The sequence below is a fragment of the Brachybacterium sp. SGAir0954 genome, assembly GCF_005490785.1.
Classification (GTDB): Bacteria; Actinomycetota; Actinomycetes; order Actinomycetales; family Dermabacteraceae; genus Brachybacterium; species Brachybacterium rhamnosum.
In genome coordinates this window covers 2,523,217-2,542,384 of record NZ_CP027295.1, presented here as the reverse complement: position 1 = coordinate 2,542,384, position 19,168 = coordinate 2,523,217, and the positions used below count along the sequence as shown (strand labels likewise).

Here is a 19,168-nt window from a genome sequence, read left to right as displayed (position 1 = left end):
CCCCCGAGGCGGAGCGTCCCCACTCCGCCCTGGCCCGCGGCCCCTACAGGAACAACAGATGGGTTGACATGCGAAAAGCGAAGATCGTCTGCACTCTCGGTCCGGCGACGAACACGTATGAGCAGATCCGTACCCTGATCGAGTCCGGGATGAACGTCGCCCGGATGAACCTCAGCCACGGCTCTCACGCGGACCACGAGCAGGTGTACGCGAACATCCGGCGCGCGGCCGAGGACCTCGGCCAGAACGTGGCGATCCTCGTCGATCTGCAGGGCCCCAAGATCCGTCTGGGGAAGTTCGAGGACGGCCCGCACTTCCTCGAGGTGGGTGACACCTTCACGATCACGGTCGACGACATCGTCGGCACCAGGGACCGCGTCTCGACGACCTTCAAGGGCCTCCCGGGCGACTGCCGCCCCGGCGACGTGCTCCTGATCGACGACGGCAAGGTCTCGGTGCGCGTCACCGACGTCTCCGACACCGACGTCACCACGGTCGTCGAGGTCCCCGGGCCCGTGTCCAACAACAAGGGCATCAACCTCCCCGGCGTCGCCGTGTCCGTCCCCGCCATGAGCGAGAAGGACATCGACGACCTCCGCTGGGGCCTGAACCTCGGTGCGGACCTCATCGCGCTGTCCTTCGTGCGCGATGCGCACGATATGGACGACGTGCTGCGGATCATGCAGGAGGAGGGGCGCCGCGTCCCGGTCATCGCGAAGATCGAGAAGCCCCAGGCCGTGCGTGCGCTGCGCTCGATCGTGGGTGCCTTCGACGGCATCATGGTCGCCCGCGGCGACCTCGGCGTCGAGCTCCCCTTCGAGCAGGTCCCGCTCGTGCAGAAGCGCGCGATCGAGCTGGCCCGCCGCAACGCCAAGCCGGTCATCGTCGCGACCCAGGTGCTCGAGTCGATGATCGAGAGCCCGCGCCCCACCCGCGCCGAGGCCTCCGACTGCGCCAACGCCATCCTCGATGGCGCGGACGCCGTCATGCTCTCCGGCGAGACCAGCGTCGGCAAGTACCCCTTCGAGGCGGTGCGGACCATGGCCCGCATCATCACGAACACCGAGGAGAACGGTGCGGACCGCATCCTCCCGCTCGGCACGATCCCGCACACCCGCGGCGGCGCCATCACCCGTGCGGCGGCGGAGATCGGCGACCAGCTCTCCGCGCAGTACCTGGTGACCTTCACGGAGTCCGGTGACACGGCCCGTCGTCTCGCGCGCCTGCGCCCGACGATCCCCCTCATCGCGCTGACCCCGTACCCCGAGGTCGCGCGTCAGCTCGAGCTGTCCTGGGGCACCGAGACGCACCTCGTCCCGATGCAGAAGGACACCGACGCGATGGTCTCCGTCGTGGACGAGCTGCTGCGCGAGCAGAAGGGCCTGCAGAAGAACGATCTCGTCATCGTCGCCGCCGGCTCGCCCCCCGGGGTCCACGGCTCGACGAACACGCTGCGCGTGCACCGCATCGGTGACCTCGACGGCACCGAGTCCGCCCGCATCGAGGCGGACCGCATCGCCTCCGGTCTGGACAACTGACACGGACGACGCCCCCGGAGGGCCCGCGAGGGCCCTCCGGGGGCGTCGTCGTGGCGTCCTCGGCGGGGCAGGCGCCCCTCGCCGCGGTACCGGATGCGGGACTCGAACCCGCACGCCCTCACGGACAGCGCATTTTGAGTGCGCCGCGTCTACCATTCCGCCAATCCGGCTCGTCCACCCCGGAAACGGGGCTGGACTAGGATAGCGCCGATGACCATCCGTCCCGTGCACCGCCGAGCGCGGCCGCGCGCTGCCGACGTGCAGCGCGGAGCACCGCTCCCGCGGCAGGTGCGGGACCCTTTCCCGAGACACAGGGTGACATGAACGACGACACCACCACGCTTCCCGACGACGCCCCGGAGCAGACCGGCACCGAGGACGCGGCCGCCCGCCGCACGGCGGTGGTCGCGGAGGACGAGAGCCTCATCCGCATGGACATCGTCGAGACCCTGACCGAGGCGGGCTTCGAGGTGCTGGCCGCCGTGGGCGACGGCGAGAGCGCCGTGGAGAAGACCCGCGAGCTGCGACCCGACGTCGTCGTCATGGACGTGAAGATGCCGCAGACCGACGGCGTCACCGCCGCGGCGAGGATCGGCGAGGAGAACCTCGCGCCGGTCGTCATGCTGACGGCCTTCTCCCAGACCGAGCTCGTCGAGCGGGCCCGTGACGCCGGCGCCATGGCCTACGTGGTCAAGCCCTTCACCCCGGCGGACCTGCTCCCGGCCGTGGAGATCGCGATCTCCCGCCACCAGCAGATCGTGCAGCTCGAGTCCGAGATCGCGGACCTCGGCGAGCGGTTCGAGACCCGCAAGCGCGTGGACCGCGCGAAGGGCCTGCTGCAGACCAACATGGGCCTCTCGGAGCCCGAGGCCTTCCGCTGGATCCAGAAGACGTCCATGGACCGTCGTCTCACGATGCGCGAGGTCGCCGACGCGGTCGTCGACCAGCTCGGCGGGCAGTCCAAGGAGTGACGCGAGGGCCGTCCGCGCCCTGAGGGCGGGACGGCCCTCCCGTCGTGCCGCGGGGGAGCGGCGCACCACGAGGAGCGGGGGGACCATGGCCATCTCACGTCGCCGCCTCATGCGCGGGCTCGGGATCGGGGCGCTCGGGGTCGGGGCGCTCTCCGCCTGCGACCAGCTGCCCTCCCGCGGTCGCGGTCGCCGGCAGGCGACCACCCCGCCGCCCACCGGTGTCGCCCTCGGCGAGCCGGAGACCCCGCTCGTGATCGCCTCGATCGGCGCCTCCCACGGACGCACCGCGCAGTGGGAGCGTCCGATCTCCCTCGCGGTGCAGGAGGCGCTCACGGACGTCGACGCCCGCTGGGACGGGCTCTTCGGCCAGGAGGTCACCGGTCCGGAGCGCCACGTCCAGGAGACGGCCGGCGAGGACCTCGCCGGGCTGGTCGCCGACTGGCAGGAGCAGGGTGTCACCGCCGTCGTCAGCTCGCTGGACGAGGACGCGCTCGTCGCCGCGATGCCCCTGTTCGCCGAGGCCGGGATGGTGGTCATCGACGTCGCGACGGCGGGGATGAGCGTGCGGGACGACGCGGTGCAGGACGCGGGCCTGCTGTTCCGCCTCGCACCGAGCACGCGGGCGATCGCCGCGCTCTACGCCGAGGAGGCGTGGTCCGGGTCGAGCGACCGCGGGGGCCGCCCCGGGACCGTCGCGATCGTCTCCGAGGACACCGCGCAGGGCCACAGCCTCCGCGACGAGATGAAGCTGATCCTCGACCCGATGTCCGGCTCGATCGTCCTGGAGTCCTTCCACGAGCCGGGGAAGCTCGGCGACGTGGGGAAGCTCGCGGGGCAGATCATCAAGAAGAAGCCCGCCCTGCTCGTGGTCCACGGCGGCCCGGAGTCCGGGGCGCTGCTCTCCGCCCTCCAGGACGCCACGACGGACGAGAACGGCCGCTCGGACCTCCAGCTGCCCGTGCGCCTCTCCCCGGGCGGCACCGTGGACCAGTCCGAGGCGGGGCTGGTCGCCGAGGCGATGACCCGCGCCACCGGCTACGAGCCCGGCGGCGATCTCACCGAGGTCCACGTGAACATGATGCTCAATGCGGACTCGACCCTCCAGAAGAGCGGCTACGCCTACTCCCAGCAGGCCTACGACGCGGTCGTGATCCTCTGCCTCGCCGCGTACCAGGCGCTGTCCGTGGAGGGCACGGCGATCGCCGCCCAGGTGCCCGTGGTGCTCACGGGCGCCGAGGAGTGCGAGGACTACGGGACGTGCCGCTCGGCGCTGCGCGACGCGCTGATCGCGGGCGGCACGACCACCGTCTCCTACCAGGGGCGGTCCGGCGCGATCGAGCTCGGGGCGGATCGTGACGCCCGCACGGGGCAGCTGCGCACGTACTCCTTCACCGGGACCGGGGCGCTCGAGGCGCCTTCCACGACGGGCTTCGAGATCCCTGCCTGAGCAGCGGTGACCATTGCCGGTGCCGGCGCCGGTGCCGGGGCCGTCGACTCAGCGGGGCGGCAGGAGCATGGTCTGCACGGTGATCGTGCTCAGGAGCGCACCGGCCTCGTCGTGCACGTCCACGAGGTAGCTGGCCGTCTGCCGGCCGGCGTGGCGCACGGTGCACACGGCACGCACCTCGCCCGACCTCCCCGAGCGGTGGTGGAGCGCGGAGACGGAGGTCCCCACGGCCTGCGCCCCCTCGCCGTGCACCTCGCGGGCCCGCAGGATCGCCGCGAACGACGCGACGGACTCCGCGAGCGCGATCGTCGCCCCGCCGTGGAGCAGGCCCGCGGGCTGGGTGTTCCCCGCGACCGGCATCGTCATGACGCCGCCGTCGGCGCCGAGCGAGACCAGGCGCATGCCCAGGCGTTCCACGAGCGTGCCTCGCGTGGACTCCTCGAGCTGGGTGCGGAGGGCCTCGGGGATCGCGGCGAGCGGGGTGCCGGGATCACGTTCGGCCACAGGGCGGGGGAGCTGTTCGTCCATGTCCCGAGCGTGCCACAACCGACCCGCCCGCGCGGGCGGAGCCTGCCGCGGCGGACGGGCGGATGTCGCCCGGGCGTGGGAGGATGCTCGCCATGAGCGCGAGCGACATCACCGACGTCCCCGGGACCACCGACCCCGAGGAGCGGCGCATCCTCCTCATCGACGGCCATGCGATGGCCTTCCGCGCCTTCTTCGCGCTGCCGGCGGACGGCTTCAGCGACGGCCGCGGGCAGGCGACGAACGCCGTCTACGGGTTCACGCGCATGATCTTCAACGTCGTCCAGTCGGAGCGGCCCACCCACGTGGTCGTGGCCTTCGACCTGCCCGGCGGCACCTTCCGCGACCGGATCTACGACCAGTACAAGGCCGGCCGCGACGAGACCCCACAGGAGTTCAAGGGGCAGATCGGCCTCATCCAGCAGGTGCTCGATGCGCTCGGCGTCGCCTGGCACACCGTGCCGGACTACGAGGCGGACGACATCATCGCCACCCTCGCCACGCGCAACGCCGCGGAGGGCATCGAGGTCTCGATCGTCTCGAGCGACCGCGACGCGATCCAGCTCGTGGGGGAGCGGGTCACCCTGCTCCAGCCCGTCAAGGGCGTGACCGAGATGAAGCGCATGACCCCGGCGGCGGTCGAGGAGAAGTACGGCATCCCGCCGGAGCGCTACCCGGACCTCGCCGCCCTCGTCGGCGAGCAGGCGGACAACCTCCCCGGGGTGCCGGGCGTGGGCCCCAAGACCGCGGCGAAGTGGATCGTGCAGTACGGCGACCTCCCGGGAATCCTCGCCCACGCCGAGGAGATCAAGGGCAAGGCGGGCCAGTCCCTGCGCGACCACGTCGAGGACGTCGAGCGCAACCGCCGGATGAACGCCGCCGTCACCGATCTCGACCTCCCCCCGCTCGAGGGCTGCGTGCTGGGCCGCGGCGACGCCGCGGCCGTGAGCGCCGTCTTCGACGAGCTCGCGTTCGGTCCGACCATCCGCAAGGACCTCCCGGCGGTGCTGCTCGACGCGAGCACCGCGGAGGACGCGGCCGCCGAGGCCGCGCGCGAGCTGCCGCCGATCTCCCGCCCCGGCTCCGAGGAGCTGCCCGCCCTGCTCGAGGGCGAGCTCGCCGGCGGCGCCGCGCTCGTCGTGGAGGGACGCTGGGAGCTCGGGGAGGGCGACGCGCACCAGCTGGCGCTCGCCACCGAGGAGTCGATCGCCGTGATCGACCTCGCCGGGCTGGACGACACCGCCGAGCGGGCACTCGCCGCTTGGCTCGCGGACGCCGGGATCCCGAAGTCCGCGCACGACACGAAGCTCGCGAACCATCAGCTGGCAGGGCGCGGGCTCGAGGTCGCCGGATGGGCGACGGACCTCGCGATCGCCGAGTTCCTGTGCCGTCCCGACCAGCGCCCCGTGGATGTGGCCGCGCTCGCGCTGCGCCACCTCCAGGAGGACCTCCAGGTCACGACCGCTGCAGCGCAGCAGGAGCTCGACCTCGGGGCGGGCGACGAGGACGCCGCCGCCCGCGGCGCCGAGCAGCTCGGCCGCACGGCGGACGCCGTGCGGCGGCTCGCGGAGCTGCTGCGGGCCGAGCTCGAGGAGCGCGGGGCGACCTCCCTGCACGACGACCTCGAGCTGCCGCTGTCCCAGGTGATCCGGGTCATGGAGGCCACCGGGATCGCGACCGAGGACGCGGTGCTCGCGGAGCTCGACGCCGAGCACGAGACCCGGCAGGCGGAGGTCGCCGAGTCGGCCTTCTCCCACCTCGACGGCGATCGCATCAACCTCGGCTCGCCCAAGCAGCTCCAGGAGGTGCTCTACGAGCGCCTGGGCCTGCCCAAGGGGCGGCGCACGAAGACGGGCTACAGCACGAACGCGGAGACCCTCGCGGACCTCCTCGACAAGACGCAGCACCCCTTCCTCGTGGACCTGCTCGCGCACCGTGACGTGACGAAGATGCGGCAGATCATCGACACCCTGCGGCGGTTCATCGCCGCGGACTCGCGCATCCACACGACCTTCCACCAGAACATCGCGGCGACCGGCCGGCTCTCCTCGAACAATCCGAACCTCCAGAACATCCCGGCCCGCACCGAGGAGGGACGCCGGATCCGCTCGGCCTTCCGCCGCTCCGACGGCTACGTCTCGCTCATGACGGCGGACTACTCGCAGATCGAGATGCGGATCATGGCGCACCTCTCCGAGGACGAGGGGCTCATCGAGGCCTTCAACTCGGGGGAGGATCTCCACCGCTTCGTCGCCTCGCGCGTGTTCTCCGTCGAGCCGGAGGAGGTCGACGGCGCCATGCGCTCGAAGACCAAGGCCGTGAGCTACGGCCTCGCCTACGGGCTCTCCGCCTTCGGGCTCTCCCGGCAGCTGCGCATCTCCCAGGGCGAGGCGACGGCGCTGCGCGACGGCTACTTCGAGCGCTTCGGCGGGGTGCGGGACTACCTCCGCGAGAGCGTCGAGAAGGCCCGCGCGACCGGCTACACCGAGACGATCCTCGGCCGCCGCCGCTACCTCCCGGACCTCACGAGCGACAACCGCCAGCGCCGCGAGAACGCCGAGCGGGTCGCGCTGAACTCCCCGATCCAGGGCAGCGCGGCGGACATCATCAAGCTCGCCATGCTGCGGGTGGACGCGCTGCTGCGCGAGCACGGCCTCACCTCACGGGTGCTGCTCCAGGTGCACGACGAGCTCGTGCTCGACGTCGCCGAGGGCGAGGAGCAGCGGCTGCGCGAGCTCGTCGCCGAGGGGATGGGCTCCGCGTACACGCTTTCGGTGCCGCTCGAGGTGGGCATCGGCGTGGGCGAGGACTGGCTCGCCGCCGCCCACTGATCCCGTGGGCGGCCCGGACCGAGTGCAGGAGGTCACAGTCCGCATCCTCGCAGGGGAGGGCTGCGTCCTCGCACGGAGCGGGCGCGGCTGGTAGGGTGACGGGGGTCTGTGCGCCTACGCGCATCGATCCGCCCCACGGATCACCCCCGAGCACGGCTCAGCCCGAGCACGGATCAGGGTGGTCCCGACCGGGCACTGCACGTCCACCGTACCTACTCATTCCTGTCCCGACGGAGTTCCTGACTACATGACCGAGACCACGACCCCCCAGATCGCCATCAACGACATCGGCGGCGCCGACGAGCTCATGGCCGCCATCGATGCCACCATCAAGTACTTCAACGATGGCGACATCGTCGAGGGCACCGTGGTGAAGGTCGATCACGACGAGGTCCTCCTGGACATCGGCTACAAGACCGAGGGCGTCATCCCCTCGCGCGAGCTGTCCATCAAGCACGACGTCGACCCCGGCGAGGTCGTCGGCGTCGGCGACGAGATCGAGGCCCTCGTCCTCCAGAAGGAGGACAAGGAAGGCCGGCTGATCCTGTCCAAGAAGCGCGCCCAGTACGAGCGCGCCTGGGGCACGATCGAGCAGATCAAGGAAGACGAGGGCGTCGTCACCGGTCGCGTCATCGAGGTCGTCAAGGGCGGCCTCATCGTCGACATCGGTCTGCGCGGCTTCCTCCCCGCCTCCCTCGTCGAGATGCGCCGCGTCCGCGACCTGCAGCCGTACGTCGGCCAGGAGATCGAGGCGAAGATCATCGAGCTCGACAAGAACCGCAACAACGTGGTCCTGTCGCGCCGCGCCTACCTGGAGGAGACCCAGTCCGCGGTCCGCTCCGACTTCCTGCAGACCCTCCAGAAGGGCCAGGTCCGCGAGGGCGCCGTGTCCTCGATCGTCAACTTCGGCGCGTTCGTCGACCTGGGCGGCGTGGACGGCCTCGTGCACGTCTCCGAGCTGTCCTGGAAGCACATCGACCACCCGTCCGAGGTCGTCGAGGTCGGTCAGAAGGTCAAGGTCGAGGTCCTGGACGTCGACATGGACCGCGAGCGCGTCTCCCTGTCGCTGAAGGCGACCCAGGAGGACCCCTGGCAGCTCTTCGCCCGCACCCACGCCATCGGCGAGGTCGTGCCCGGCAAGGTCACCAAGCTGGTCCCCTTCGGCGCGTTCGTCCGCGTCGAGGACGGCATCGAGGGCCTCGTGCACATCTCCGAGCTGGCCCAGCGCCACGTGGATCTGCCCGAGCAGGTCGTCACCGTCGACCAGGACGTCTTCGTCAAGGTCATCGACATCGACCTCGAGCGTCGCCGGATCTCGCTGTCCCTCAAGCAGGCCAACGAGGGTGTGGACCCGGAGGGCGACGACTCGACCTTCGATCCCGCGCTCTACGGCATGGCCGCCGAGTACGACGCCAACGGGGAGTACAAGTACCCCGACGGCTTCGACCCGGAGACCAACGAGTGGCTCGAGGGCTACGACGCCCAGCGCGAGGAGTGGGAGGCCCAGTACGCGGCCGCCTACGAGCGCTGGACCGCGCACAAGACCCAGGTCGCCGAGGCCATCAAGGCTGACGAGGAGTCCGCGAACGCCCCGGCGGCGAGCGCCTCGAGCTCCTCGTCCTCCTCGGCCCCCGCGGCCCCGGCGCAGGCGTCCTACCAGTCGGCGTCGTCGGACGAGGGCACCCTCGCCTCCGACGAGGCGCTGGCGGCGCTCCGCGCGAAGCTCACCGGCAACTGATCCCCTGATCAGCGCCCGCTCCGGCGGGTACGCCTGAGGAACGGCCCGATCCCCGGAGGGGGTCGGGCCGTTCCGCGTCCCGGGGGAGGGGCGGGTCGCCGCGAGTCCTCGCGGACGTGCACACTAGGGGCATGAACACCGGTTTCGACGAGTCCCCGATCCACAGCTGGCTCACCGACATGGACGGCGTGCTCGTCCACGAGCAGTCCGCCCTCCCCGGCGCGGCAGAGTTCATCGCCGAGCTCCAGCGATGCGGTCGGCCCTTCCTCGTGCTGACGAACAACTCGATCTTCACCCCGCGCGATCTCGCGGCGCGCCTCTCCCGCGCCGGCATCGAGCTGCCCGAGGAGTCGATCTGGACGAGCGCGCTGGCGACCGCCCGCTTCCTCGCGGAGCAGGAGCCCGGGGCGAGCGCCTACGTGATCGGCGAGGCCGGGCTCACGAGCGCCATGCACCAGGAGGGCTTCATCCTCTCCGACACCGACGTCGACTTCGTGGTGCTCGGCGAGACCCGCACCTACTCCTTCGAGGCGATCACCCGGGCGATCCGCCTCGTGGGCCAGGGCGCGAAGTTCATCGCCACGAACCCCGACGTGACCGGGCCGAGCGCCGAGGGCCCGCTGCCGGCCACCGGCTCCGTCGCCGCGATGATCACCGCCGCGACGGGGATCTCCCCGTACTACGTGGGCAAGCCGAACCCGCTCATGATGCGCACCGCGCTGAACCGGATCGGGGCGCACTCGGAGACCTCGGTGATGATCGGCGACAGGATGGACACCGATGTGAAGTCCGGCCTCGAGGCTGGCATGCGCTCGATCCTCGTGATGACGGGCTCGACGCGCGCGGACCAGATCGCGCAGTACCCCTACCGGCCCACCGTCGTGCTGGACGGCATCGCCGACGTCGTCCCGCTCGTCGAGCAGCTCACCCCCGGGATCTCCGAGGAGCTGGGGGAGGACTGACCCGGTCCGGGCCCGGCGCCGGGGAGACGGGCGCTCCCGGCGCTCCGGGGTCCGGCCGCCGGGCCGCCCCCGCGCTCTGGACGAGGGGGCCGGGGCCTGCGGCGACGTGAGAGAATCGGGGCCATGCTGCGCTGGCTCACGGCCGGGGAATCCCACGGCCCCTCCCTCATCTCCCTGCTCGACGGCGTCCCCGCCGGGATCGAGCTGACCGGCGACGACCTGCGGGCGGCGCTCGCACGGCGTCGCCTCGGCCACGGCCGCGGGAGCCGTCAGAAGTTCGAGCAGGACGTGCTCACGATCCACGGCGGTCTCCGCCACGGGCTCACGATCGGCTCCCCGCTCGCGATCGAGATCGCGAACTCCGAGTGGCCCAAGTGGGAGAAGGTCATGAGCGCGGACCCGGTGCCGCGCGAGGATCTCGTGGTGGACGCCGGCACCGGCGACGAGCGGGAGATCGCCCGGAACCGGCCGCTCACGCGCCCCCGCCCCGGTCACGCCGACCTCTCCGGCATGCTCAAGTACGGCTTCGAGGACGCCCGTCCCGTGCTCGAGCGCGCGAGCGCCCGCGAGACCGCCGCGCGCGTGGTCGCCGGCCGGGTCGCCGCCGCCCTCCTCGAGCAGGCCGCGGGCATCCGCCTCGTCTCCCACACGCTCTCCGTGGGCGCCGTGCGCGTCCCCGAGGACGCCCCGCTCCCCGCCCCCGAGGACGTCTCTCGCCTGGACGAGGACCCGCTGCGCTGCTTCCACGCGGAGACCTCCGCGGCGATGGTCGCGGAGGTCGACTCCGCGAAGGAGGACGGCGACACCCTGGGCGGCGTCGTCGAGGTCCTCGCCTACGGCGTGCCCGTCGGCCTCGGCTCGCACACGCAGTGGGACCGCAAGCTCGACGGCCGCCTCGCCCAGGCCGTCATGTCGATCCAGGCGATGAAGGGCGTGGAGATCGGCGACGGCTTCGCGACCGCCGCCCGCCGTGGCTCCGCCGCGCACGACGAGATCCTCGTCCCGCAGGAGGACGGCTTCGGCCGCGTCACGAACCGCGCCGGCGGTCTCGAGGGCGGCATGAGCAACGGCCAGGTGATCCGCGTGCGCGGCGCCCTCAAGCCGATCTCGACCGTCCCGCGCGCGCTGCGCACCGTCGACGTCGCCACCGGCGGCGAGGCCACCGCGAACCACCAGCGCTCGGACGTGTGCGCCGTCGCCCCCGCCGCCGTGATCGCCGAGGCCGTCGTCGCGCTGACCCTCGCCGACGCCCTCCTCGAGAAGGCCGGCGGTGACAGCGTCCAGGAGATCCGCGCGCACCTCGCGGGCACCGCGGAGCTGCAGGAGCACCTGAGCGCACGGCGCCCGGATCCGGCCTCGTGAGCGACGGGCCCGTGACCGGGCCGCTCGTCATCCTCATGGGGCCGATGGCGGCGGGGAAGACGAGCGTGGGGCGCTCCCTCGCCGCACGGCTCGGCGTCCCCTTCGCCGATCTCGACGAGCTGATCGTCGCCGCCGCCGGCCGCGGCATCCCGGAGATCTTCGAGGATCGTGGGGAGGAGGGGTTCCGCGCGCTCGAAGCGGAGGTCCTCGCCCGCGCCCTCGAGGAGCGGCCCGGGGTGCTCGCCCTGGGCGGCGGTGCTCCGCTCCGCCCGGAGTCCGGGGAGCGGCTCCGCGGCCGGCCCGTGGTGCTGCTCGAGATCGACGAGCAGGCGGCGGCGCGACGCCTGGGCCGCGGCGCGGGCCGGCCGATGCTCGCGGGGGACGACCCGCTCGAGCGCTGGCGGCGCCTCATGCAGGAGCGCGGCCCCGTGTACCGCGACCTCGCCGCGCACCGGGTCGACGCCGGCCGCGGCAGCCCCGGGCACGTGGCCCGCACGATCATCAGCACGCTGGGGCTGTCGGCTCCCGGCGCCGAGGAGGAGAACGCATGAGCACCACCACGATCCCCGTGACCACACCGACCGGCGGCTACGACGTGCTCGTGGGCCGCGGTCTCCTCGCCGAGATCCCGGCGCTCGTGCCCGAGGCGACCCGTCGCGTGCTCATCGTGCACCAGCCGCCGCTGCGGGAGGTCGCCGAGCAGATCCGCGAGAGCCTCGTCGGCTCCGGCCGGGAGGCCTTCGCCGCGGAGGTCCCCGACGGCGAGGAGGCGAAGACCGCCCAGGTCGCCGGGTTCCTGTGGGGCGTGTGCGGGCAGGCCGAGATCGGCCGCCAGGATCTCGTGATCGGTCTCGGCGGCGGCGCCGCGACGGACCTCGCGGGCTTCGTCGCCGCGTCCTGGCTGCGGGGCATCGCGGTGCTCCAGGTGCCCACCACGGTCGCCGCGATGGTCGACGCCGCCGTCGGCGGGAAGACCGGGATCAACACCTCCGAGGGCAAGAACCTCGTGGGCGCCTTCCACCCGCCGATCGCCGTCGTCGAGGACCTCGACGTGCTCGCGGGCCTCGGCGCGAACGACGTCGCCGCGGGGCTCGCTGAGGTGGTCAAGGGCGGCTTCATCGCCGACGAGCGGATCCTCGAGATCATCGAGGAGGACCCGCAGGCCGTCCTCGACGTCACCTCCGACGCCTTCCGGGAGGTCGTCGAGCGCAAGATCCGGATCAAGGCCCGCGTGGTCTCCGAGGACCTCACCGAGCAGGGGAACCGCGAGATCCTCAACTACGGCCACACCCTCGGCCATGCGATCGAGCGCAACGAGCGCTACCAGTGGCGCCACGGCGCCGCCGTCGCGGTCGGCATGATGTTCGCCGCGGAGCTCTCGCACCTCGCGGGGAAGCTCTCCGAGGCGGACGTGGACCGCCACCGCGCCGTGCTCACCTCCCTCGGACTGCCGACGACCTACCGCGACCGCCAGTGGCCGAAGCTCGAGGACGCCATGAAGCGGGACAAGAAGACCCGCGCGGGCGTGCTGCGCTTCGTGGTCCTGGACCGCATCGGGACCGTCAGCCGCCTCGAGGGACCGGACCCGGCCCTCCTGCTCGCCGCCTACGCGGCCGTCACCGCGGACTGACCGCCGTGGCCTCCCCGACCCTCACCGTCCGCGGCGTCGAGCTCGGCGCCGGTCGGCCCGAGATCATCGTGCCCGTCGCCGGGGACGACGAGGCCGCGCTGCACGGCCACCTCGCGGCCGCCCGGCGGGCGCCGGCGCGGATCGTCGAATGGCGCACCGACCGCTTCGCCCGTGGGGCCGGCACCGCCGAGCACCGGGCGGCCGTGCTCGCGGCGCTGCCCGGGGTGCGGGAGGCGCTGGGACAGGAGCGCGCGCTCCTGCTCACGCTGCGCACGAGCGCCGAGGGCGGGGACCGGGAGATCGCCGACGAGGATCTCGCGGCCCTGCTCATCGGCGCGATCCGTGCCTCCGCCCCGGACGGCGCGCCGCTCGTGGACCTCGTCGACGTGGAGACCGCGCGGGACGCGGGCGCCGTGCGCGCCGTGGCCGAGGCGGCCCGTGCGCGCGTGGTGGCCGTCGTCGGCTCCTTCCACGACTTCGCCGGCACCCCGGAGGAGGCGCGGATCGTCGAGATCCTGCGCGGTCAGCGGGCGCTCGGAGCGGACCTCCCCAAGGTCGCCGTGACCCCGCGCGATCCGCGGGACGTGCTCGCGCTGCTCGGGGCGAGCCTCACGGTCGCGGCCGACGCGGCGGGGCCGCACCTCGCGATCTCCATGGGGTCGCTCGGCGCGGTGAGCCGGGTCGCCGCGGAGACCTTCGGCAGCGCGGCGACCTTCGCGAGCGCGGGCGAGGCCTCGGCCCCCGGTCAGCTGGATGCCGAGGACGTCTCCCGTCTCCTGGACCTGCTGCGTCCCTGAGCCCCGGGTCCCGACGGGGGAGCGGGGACGGGATCAGCGCCGCTCGGGATCGGTGGAGTCCCGGAACGGGTTGATGCCGTCGAGGGCGACGTCCTGGCCGAGCACCCGGTCCTCGTACGCGGCGGCGTCGTCGTCGTCGATCGTGACGTCGTCCGCGAGGTCGTCGTGGCCGACGCCGACCACGGGGATCGTGCCGGTCTCCGCGGCGACGCGGGACCGCTCGCTGCGCCGCACCCGTCGCACGAACGCCTTCATCTGCGCCGCGGACATCGTCACCTGCCAGCCGCCGTGCGCGGGGAGCGTCCAGCGCCGCCAGGCGGCGAGCCCGGCGAGCAGGGCCCCTGCGGCGACCGCGACGAGCACCCACGCGGCCGGCACGTGCAGCGCCACGACGCCCCACGTGCCCACGGCGGTGAGCAGGGCGCCCGTCGCGTAGAGCGGGCCGCCGCCGAAGATCGCCGGGATCCGCCCCACGAGCACGTCCCGGATCACCCCGCCGCCCACCGCGCTCGTCACGCCGAGCAGGATCGCCGGCAGCGGGTCCAGGCCGTAGCCGATGGCCTTCGCGGTGCCGGTCGCGGCCCAGAGCGCCATCGCCATGATGTCCAGCACCGTCACGAGGTGCCGCCACCAGGCGCCCTCGGGGGAGAGCAGGAAGGTGACCGCGGAGCCCGCGAGAGCGCACGTGAGGTAGCCGGCACCGGAGAACGCCGCGGGCGTGCCGTAGTCCAGCACGAGGTCGCGCACGATCCCGCCGCCCAGGGCCGCGACGATCCCGATGATCGCGAAGCCCACGGCGTCGAAGTTCAGGCGCGCGGCGAGGGCGCCCGCCGCGACGCCCATGATGAACACGCCGAGCAGGTCCAGGGCGCGCAGGAGGTCGTTGGAGACCAGGAGCTGCAGAGGATCCACGGGCCCGACGGTAGTCGCCCGGGGGGCGGGCGCGCCCGTGGTCGTCGGTGAGAGGTGCCGGGCACCACTCCGCCGGTGGGACGGCGGGGGACGCGCCCCGTAGCATCGGGGCCATGGAGCGCACCGCCACCCGCGAGGGGTCCCCCGTCCGTCTCGGGCTCACGGGCGGCATCGGCGCCGGGAAGTCCACCGTCGCCGCGATCTGGCGGGAGCGGGGCCTGCGCGTGATCGACCTCGACGCGCACTCCCGGGCGGTGCTCGACGTGCCCGGCGCCGGGGTCGAGGAGGCGATCGCCCGCTTCGGCGAGGAGTACCGGCAGGACTCCGGGACCGTGGACCGTGCGGCGCTCGCCCGCCTCGTCTTCGCCGACCCCGACGCCCGCGCGGACCTCGAGGCGATCGTGCTGGGCCGCGTCGACGAGGCCGTCGCCGCGGAGGAGGAGCAGGCGCGCGAGGCGGGGGAGGGGGTCGTCGTGCACGACAGCCCGCTGCTGCTCGAGAAGCGTCACGACGCGGGGGACCGCTATGCCGCGGTGGTAGCCGTGCTCGCCCGCCGTGACGACCGCATCGACCGGGTGGTCAGGGACCGTGGTCGGGACCGCGCCTACGCCGAGTCGGTCATGGCGGCGCAGGTGAGCGACCTCGAGCGGATCCGCCGGGCGGACCGTCTGGTGCTGAACACGGGGGACGAGCAGGTGCTGCGAGGGCGGGCGCTGCACGCCCTCGCGACGGTGCTCGCGGAGCTCGGCCTGCAGCTCCCGAGCTGAGCCGCGCCCGCACCGGGCGCGGGACGGGCGTCCGCCGGCGGCGGAACACCGGCCTGCGGCCTGCCGTGCGTCGGCCCCGCGACGTAGGCTCGACCCATGCGTCCCGTCACCGATCTCGTCCGTTCCGAGCATCCCTTCGAGGTCGTCTCCGAGTACACGCCCTCCGGCGACCAGCCGGCCGCGATCGACGAGCTCGCGCGCCGCATCGAGAGCGGCGAGCAGGACGTCGTGCTGCTCGGCGCGACCGGCACCGGCAAGTCAGCGACGACCGCCTGGCTGATCGAGAAGCTCCAGCGGCCCACCCTGGTGATGGCGCACAACAAGACCCTCGCCGCGCAGCTCGCGAGCGAGTTCCGCGACCTGCTGCCGAACAACGCGGTCGAGTACTTCGTCTCGTACTACGACTACTACCAGCCGGAGGCGTACGTCCCGCAGTCGGACACCTACATCGAGAAGGACTCCTCGGTGAACGCGGAGGTCGAGCGGCTCCGGCACAGCGCGACCAACTCGCTGCTCACGCGCCGCGACGTGGTCGTGGTCTCCTCCGTCTCCTGCATCTACGGCCTGGGCACGCCGCAGGAGTACGTGGACCGGATGGTGCAGCTGAGCCGCGGTGACCAGGTGGACCGCGACGAGCTGCTGCGCCGCTTCGTGGACATGCAGTACGACCGCAACGACGTCGCCTTCGAGCGCGGCACCTTCCGCGTGCGCGGCGACACCGTCGAGATCATCCCGATGTACGAGGAGCTCGCGATCCGCATCGAGTTCTTCGGGGACGAGATCGACGCGCTCTACACGCTGCACCCGATGACCGGGGAGGTCATCCGCGAGGAGGACCACATCCACATCTTCCCCGCCTCCCACTACGTCGCCGGCCCGGAGCGCCTCGCCCGCGCGATCGGCACGATCGAGACCGAGCTCGAGGAGCGGCTCGAGGAGCTCGAGGGGCAGAACAAGCTGCTCGAGGCCCAGCGGCTGCGCATGCGCACGAGCCACGACCTCGAGATGCTGCGACAGACGGGCTCCACCAACGGCGTGGAGAACTACTCCCGGCACCTCGACGGGCGCGGTCCCGGCACCCCGCCGAACACCCTCATGGACTACTTCCCGGAGGACTTCCTGCTCGTCATCGACGAGTCGCACGTGACGGTCCCGCAGATCGGCGCGATGTACGAGGGAGACCGCTCCCGCAAGCGCACCCTGGTGGACTTCGGGTTCCGTCTGCCCTCCGCGCTCGACAACCGGCCGCTCACCTTCGGGGAGTTCACCGAGCGCACCGGGCAGACGGTCTACCTCTCGGCGACGCCCGCCCAGTACGAGCTCGACCGGTCCGACGGCGTCGTCGAGCAGATCATCCGCCCCACGGGCCTCGTGGACCCCGAGGTGATCGTCAAGCCGGTCAAGGGGCAGATCGACGACCTCCTCGAGCAGATCCACGAGCGGGTCGAGAAGGACGAGCGGGTGCTCGTCACGACCCTCACCAAGCGGATGGCGGAGGACCTCACCGACTACCTGCTCGAGAACGGCGTGAAGGTCCAGTACCTGCACTCCGACGTCGACACCCTGCGCCGCGTGGAGCTGCTGCGCTCGCTGCGCACGGGCGAGTTCGACGTGCTCGTGGGCATCAACCTGCTCCGCGAGGGACTGGACCTGCCGGAGGTCTCGCTCGTCGCGATCCTCGACGCGGACAAGGAGGGCTTCCTCCGCTCGCGCACCTCGCTCATCCAGACGATCGGCCGTGCGGCCCGCAACGTCTCCGGCCAGGTGCACATGTACGCGGACAGGATCACCGACTCCATGGAGGAGGCGATCGACGAGACCAACCGCCGCCGGGCGAAGCAGATCGCCTACAACGAGGAGCACGGGATCGACCCGACCCCGCTGCGCAAGCGGATCGCCGACGTCACCGACATGCTCGCCCGCGAGGACATCGACACCGAGACCCTGCTCGCGACCGACTACCGCTCCGGCAAGGAGCGCGTGCAGCGCGACCGCGCGAGGTCGCAGGCGGTCGATGCGGTCACGGCTCGCACGGTCGACCTCGGTGACGATCCCGTCGGCGCGCTGACGGCGATGATCGACGAGCTCACCGCCCAGATGCACCAGGCGGCGGAGTCGCTGCAGTTCGAGGTGGCGGCGAAGCTCCGCGACGAGGTGCAGGGGATGAAGAAGGAGCTCAAGGCGATCCAGCGCTCCTCCTGAGCCCCGGCGGACGCCGACGACCTGGGGCGCCCGGACGCCGACCATGGTCGGGGGCCGTGGGGGAGGGGCCCCGCCTAGCGTCGTGGGGGACCGGCCCGGTCCGCGCTCCGACCGTCCGGGCCCCTGACCCGGAAGGACCACTCATGACCCGGAACCGCCGCTCCCGACCCCGTGATCTCGCGGTCCAGGCCGTGGCCTCGGCCGCCCTCGGTACCCTTCCCCTGCATCGCGCGCCGCGCCCCCTCCGCGCGGCGATGGTCTGGGGTCCGGCCGTGCTGACGGCCGGGGTGATGGCGCGGGCGCTGCTGCGGGGCCCCGCGGAGACCGGCCCGGCCGACACCGATGTGGTCGCCGACGGCCGACCGGTCGAGGCGGAGGCAGACCCCGCGACGGGGGCTGCCGAGGAGCTCGAGGCGTGGACCCGCCCGCCGCTGGCGATGGTGGTGCTCATGCCGCTCGCGTTCGGCGGGCTCGTCGGCGCGGCGAGCGCCGCGGGGATCCGCGCGGACCGCTGGGTCGAGGAGACGCTGCGGCGCCGCGGGGCCCCCGCTCCCCGGCTGATCATCGGCGTGCTCTCGGGCGTCCTCATGACAGGGCTGACCCTGCTCGAGGACCGGTTCGAGGACGCCGACGGAGCCGACGAGCCGGGCCGCGCCGGGGGCGCCTGAGCGCCGCCGGGGGTCAGCTCACCAGCCGCGCTCGCGCCACTGCGGCAGCGAGGGACGCTCCACGCCCAGCGTGGTGCCGTCCCCGTGCCCGGGGTGCACCCGCGTGGCGTCGGGGAGCACGGCGAAGACCCGCTGCTCGACGTCGTCGATGAGCTGCCCGAAGCGCACCGGGTCGTGATCGGTGTTGCCGACGCCGCCCGGGAACAGGGAATCGCCCGTGAACAGGTGGTCGCCGTGCACGCCGCCGCGCCAGAGCAGCGCGATCGAGCCCGGGGTGTGCCCGCGCAGCGCGATCACCTCGAGCTCCGCCTCCCCGACCCGCACGCGGTCGCCGTGCGCGAGCTGCACGTCGATCGTTGTGCCCGTCTGCTCCCGGATCGCGTCGGCGTCCTCCGCCCCGGCGGCCGTGCGGGCGCCGGTCGCGCCGACGACCTCCGCGAGCGCCCCGATGTGATCGTGATGACGGTGCGTGGTGACCACCTGGTCGAGCCGTGGCCACGCGCCGCCCGCCGCGTCGCCGTCGGCCGCGCCGGCGCCCTCGGCGATCAGCGCCCGCAGCCGCTCCGGCTCGGCCGCGGCGTCGATCAGGAGCTGCTCCCCGGTCGCCGTGCAGGTGAGCAGGTAGGCGTTGTTGTCCATCGGGCCCACGGAGGCGGTGCGCAGGGTGAGCGTGCCCAGCCCATGGACCGCATCGGCGCCGCGGGGGAGAGGGGTCGAGGGGTCGTTGTTCTCGCTGCGGGTGGTCATGGGACCAGTGTCGCGCATGTCGACGCTGGTGATCCTCTCGACGAACAGTTGTTCGAAGTCGGGGGTGCGCT

General features: G+C 72.8%; 16 protein-coding genes and 1 tRNA gene. 13 read left to right on the top strand and 4 right to left on the bottom strand.

All coding sequences use genetic code 11. From position 1 onward, the window contains the following. Window positions 1-68: 68 nt before the first annotated feature. Entirely contained in the window at window positions 69-1,538 is a 1,470-nt protein-coding gene (gene pyk / locus C1N80_RS11410; RefSeq protein ID WP_137770872.1) for a pyruvate kinase, read from the top strand. Between the two features lie 87 nt (window positions 1,539-1,625). Here pyk and C1N80_RS11405 read toward each other — a convergent pair. Then, window positions 1,626-1,708 (bottom strand) — tRNA-Leu (locus C1N80_RS11405). A 150-nt stretch (window positions 1,709-1,858) separates the two neighbouring features. Here C1N80_RS11405 and C1N80_RS11400 point away from each other — a divergent pair. Together C1N80_RS11400 and C1N80_RS11395 are read left to right on the top strand one after the other, a co-directional pair. Beyond that, window positions 1,859-2,509: an ANTAR domain-containing response regulator gene (locus C1N80_RS11400; protein WP_137770871.1), complete on the top strand. Its 651-nt coding sequence runs from the start codon at window positions 1,859-1,861 to the stop codon at window positions 2,507-2,509. 85 nt (window positions 2,510-2,594) lie between these two features. Beyond that, window positions 2,595-3,956 carry an ABC transporter substrate-binding protein gene (locus C1N80_RS11395; protein ID WP_137770870.1) on the top strand — a complete coding sequence of 454 codons (1,362 nt, stop codon included), beginning with the start codon at window positions 2,595-2,597 and terminating at the stop codon, window positions 3,954-3,956. A 48-nt stretch (window positions 3,957-4,004) separates the two neighbouring features. On the opposite strand, the gene C1N80_RS11390 is transcribed toward C1N80_RS11395, so the two are convergent. After that, window positions 4,005-4,484 (bottom strand): hotdog fold thioesterase, encoded by a 480-nt coding sequence (locus C1N80_RS11390; RefSeq protein WP_137770869.1) that lies wholly within the window; start codon window positions 4,482-4,484, stop codon window positions 4,005-4,007. Between the two features lie 92 nt (window positions 4,485-4,576). On the opposite strand from C1N80_RS11390, the gene polA reads away from it, so the two are divergent. From polA to aroD, 7 genes are all read left to right on the top strand, one after another. After that, window positions 4,577-7,312, top strand: coding sequence for a DNA polymerase I (gene polA / locus C1N80_RS11385; RefSeq protein ID WP_137770868.1), 2,736 nt, complete (start codon window positions 4,577-4,579; stop codon window positions 7,310-7,312). A 247-nt stretch (window positions 7,313-7,559) separates the two neighbouring features. Beyond that, window positions 7,560-9,050, top strand: coding sequence for a 30S ribosomal protein S1 (rpsA, locus tag C1N80_RS11380; RefSeq protein WP_137770867.1), 1,491 nt, complete (start codon window positions 7,560-7,562; stop codon window positions 9,048-9,050). A gap of 131 nt (window positions 9,051-9,181) precedes the next feature. Beyond that, on the top strand, window positions 9,182-10,012 hold the full coding sequence (locus C1N80_RS11375; protein ID WP_137770866.1) for an HAD-IIA family hydrolase: 831 nt from the start codon (window positions 9,182-9,184) through the stop codon (window positions 10,010-10,012). 123 nt (window positions 10,013-10,135) lie between these two features. Continuing rightward, complete coding sequence (gene aroC / locus C1N80_RS11370; RefSeq protein ID WP_137770865.1) at window positions 10,136-11,374, top strand: chorismate synthase; 1,239 nt, start codon at window positions 10,136-10,138, stop codon at window positions 11,372-11,374. Then, window positions 11,371-11,925: a shikimate kinase gene (locus C1N80_RS11365; RefSeq protein ID WP_240811111.1), complete on the top strand. Its 555-nt coding sequence runs from the start codon at window positions 11,371-11,373 to the stop codon at window positions 11,923-11,925. Before aroC ends, C1N80_RS11365 begins: the two co-directional genes overlap by 4 nt. Then, window positions 11,922-13,004 carry a 3-dehydroquinate synthase gene (aroB, locus tag C1N80_RS11360; RefSeq protein ID WP_137770864.1) on the top strand — a complete coding sequence of 361 codons (1,083 nt, stop codon included), beginning with the start codon at window positions 11,922-11,924 and terminating at the stop codon, window positions 13,002-13,004. The genes C1N80_RS11365 and aroB overlap by 4 nt, the downstream gene beginning before the upstream one ends. A 5-nt stretch (window positions 13,005-13,009) precedes the next feature. Next, a complete protein-coding gene (gene aroD, locus C1N80_RS11355) occupies window positions 13,010-13,801 on the top strand; it encodes a type I 3-dehydroquinate dehydratase (protein WP_137770863.1) in 792 nt (263 codons plus the stop codon). A 33-nt stretch (window positions 13,802-13,834) separates the two neighbouring features. Here the strand turns inward: aroD and C1N80_RS11350 are convergent, their stop codons facing one another. Then, entirely contained in the window at window positions 13,835-14,713 is an 879-nt protein-coding gene (locus C1N80_RS11350; protein ID WP_137770862.1) for a trimeric intracellular cation channel family protein, read from the bottom strand. A 113-nt stretch (window positions 14,714-14,826) separates the two neighbouring features. Here C1N80_RS11350 and coaE point away from each other — a divergent pair, with 113 nt between their 5' ends. The 3 genes from coaE to C1N80_RS11335 all read left to right on the top strand — a co-directional run bounded on the left by coaE (window position 14,827) and on the right by C1N80_RS11335 (window position 18,350). Further along, complete coding sequence (coaE, locus tag C1N80_RS11345; protein WP_137770861.1) at window positions 14,827-15,480, top strand: dephospho-CoA kinase; 654 nt, start codon at window positions 14,827-14,829, stop codon at window positions 15,478-15,480. A 96-nt stretch (window positions 15,481-15,576) separates the two neighbouring features. Further along, window positions 15,577-17,682, top strand: coding sequence for an excinuclease ABC subunit UvrB (gene uvrB / locus C1N80_RS11340; protein WP_137770860.1), 2,106 nt, complete (start codon window positions 15,577-15,579; stop codon window positions 17,680-17,682). Window positions 17,683-17,825: 143 nt separating this feature from the next. Further along, window positions 17,826-18,350, top strand: coding sequence for a hypothetical protein (locus tag C1N80_RS11335; RefSeq protein ID WP_137770859.1), 525 nt, complete (start codon window positions 17,826-17,828; stop codon window positions 18,348-18,350). Window positions 18,351-18,368: 18 nt separating this feature from the next. Here the strand turns inward: C1N80_RS11335 and C1N80_RS11330 are convergent, their stop codons facing one another. After that, window positions 18,369-19,097: an MBL fold metallo-hydrolase gene (locus tag C1N80_RS11330; RefSeq protein WP_137770858.1), complete on the bottom strand. Its 729-nt coding sequence runs from the start codon at window positions 19,095-19,097 to the stop codon at window positions 18,369-18,371. Between the last annotated feature and the right edge of the window lie 71 nt (window positions 19,098-19,168).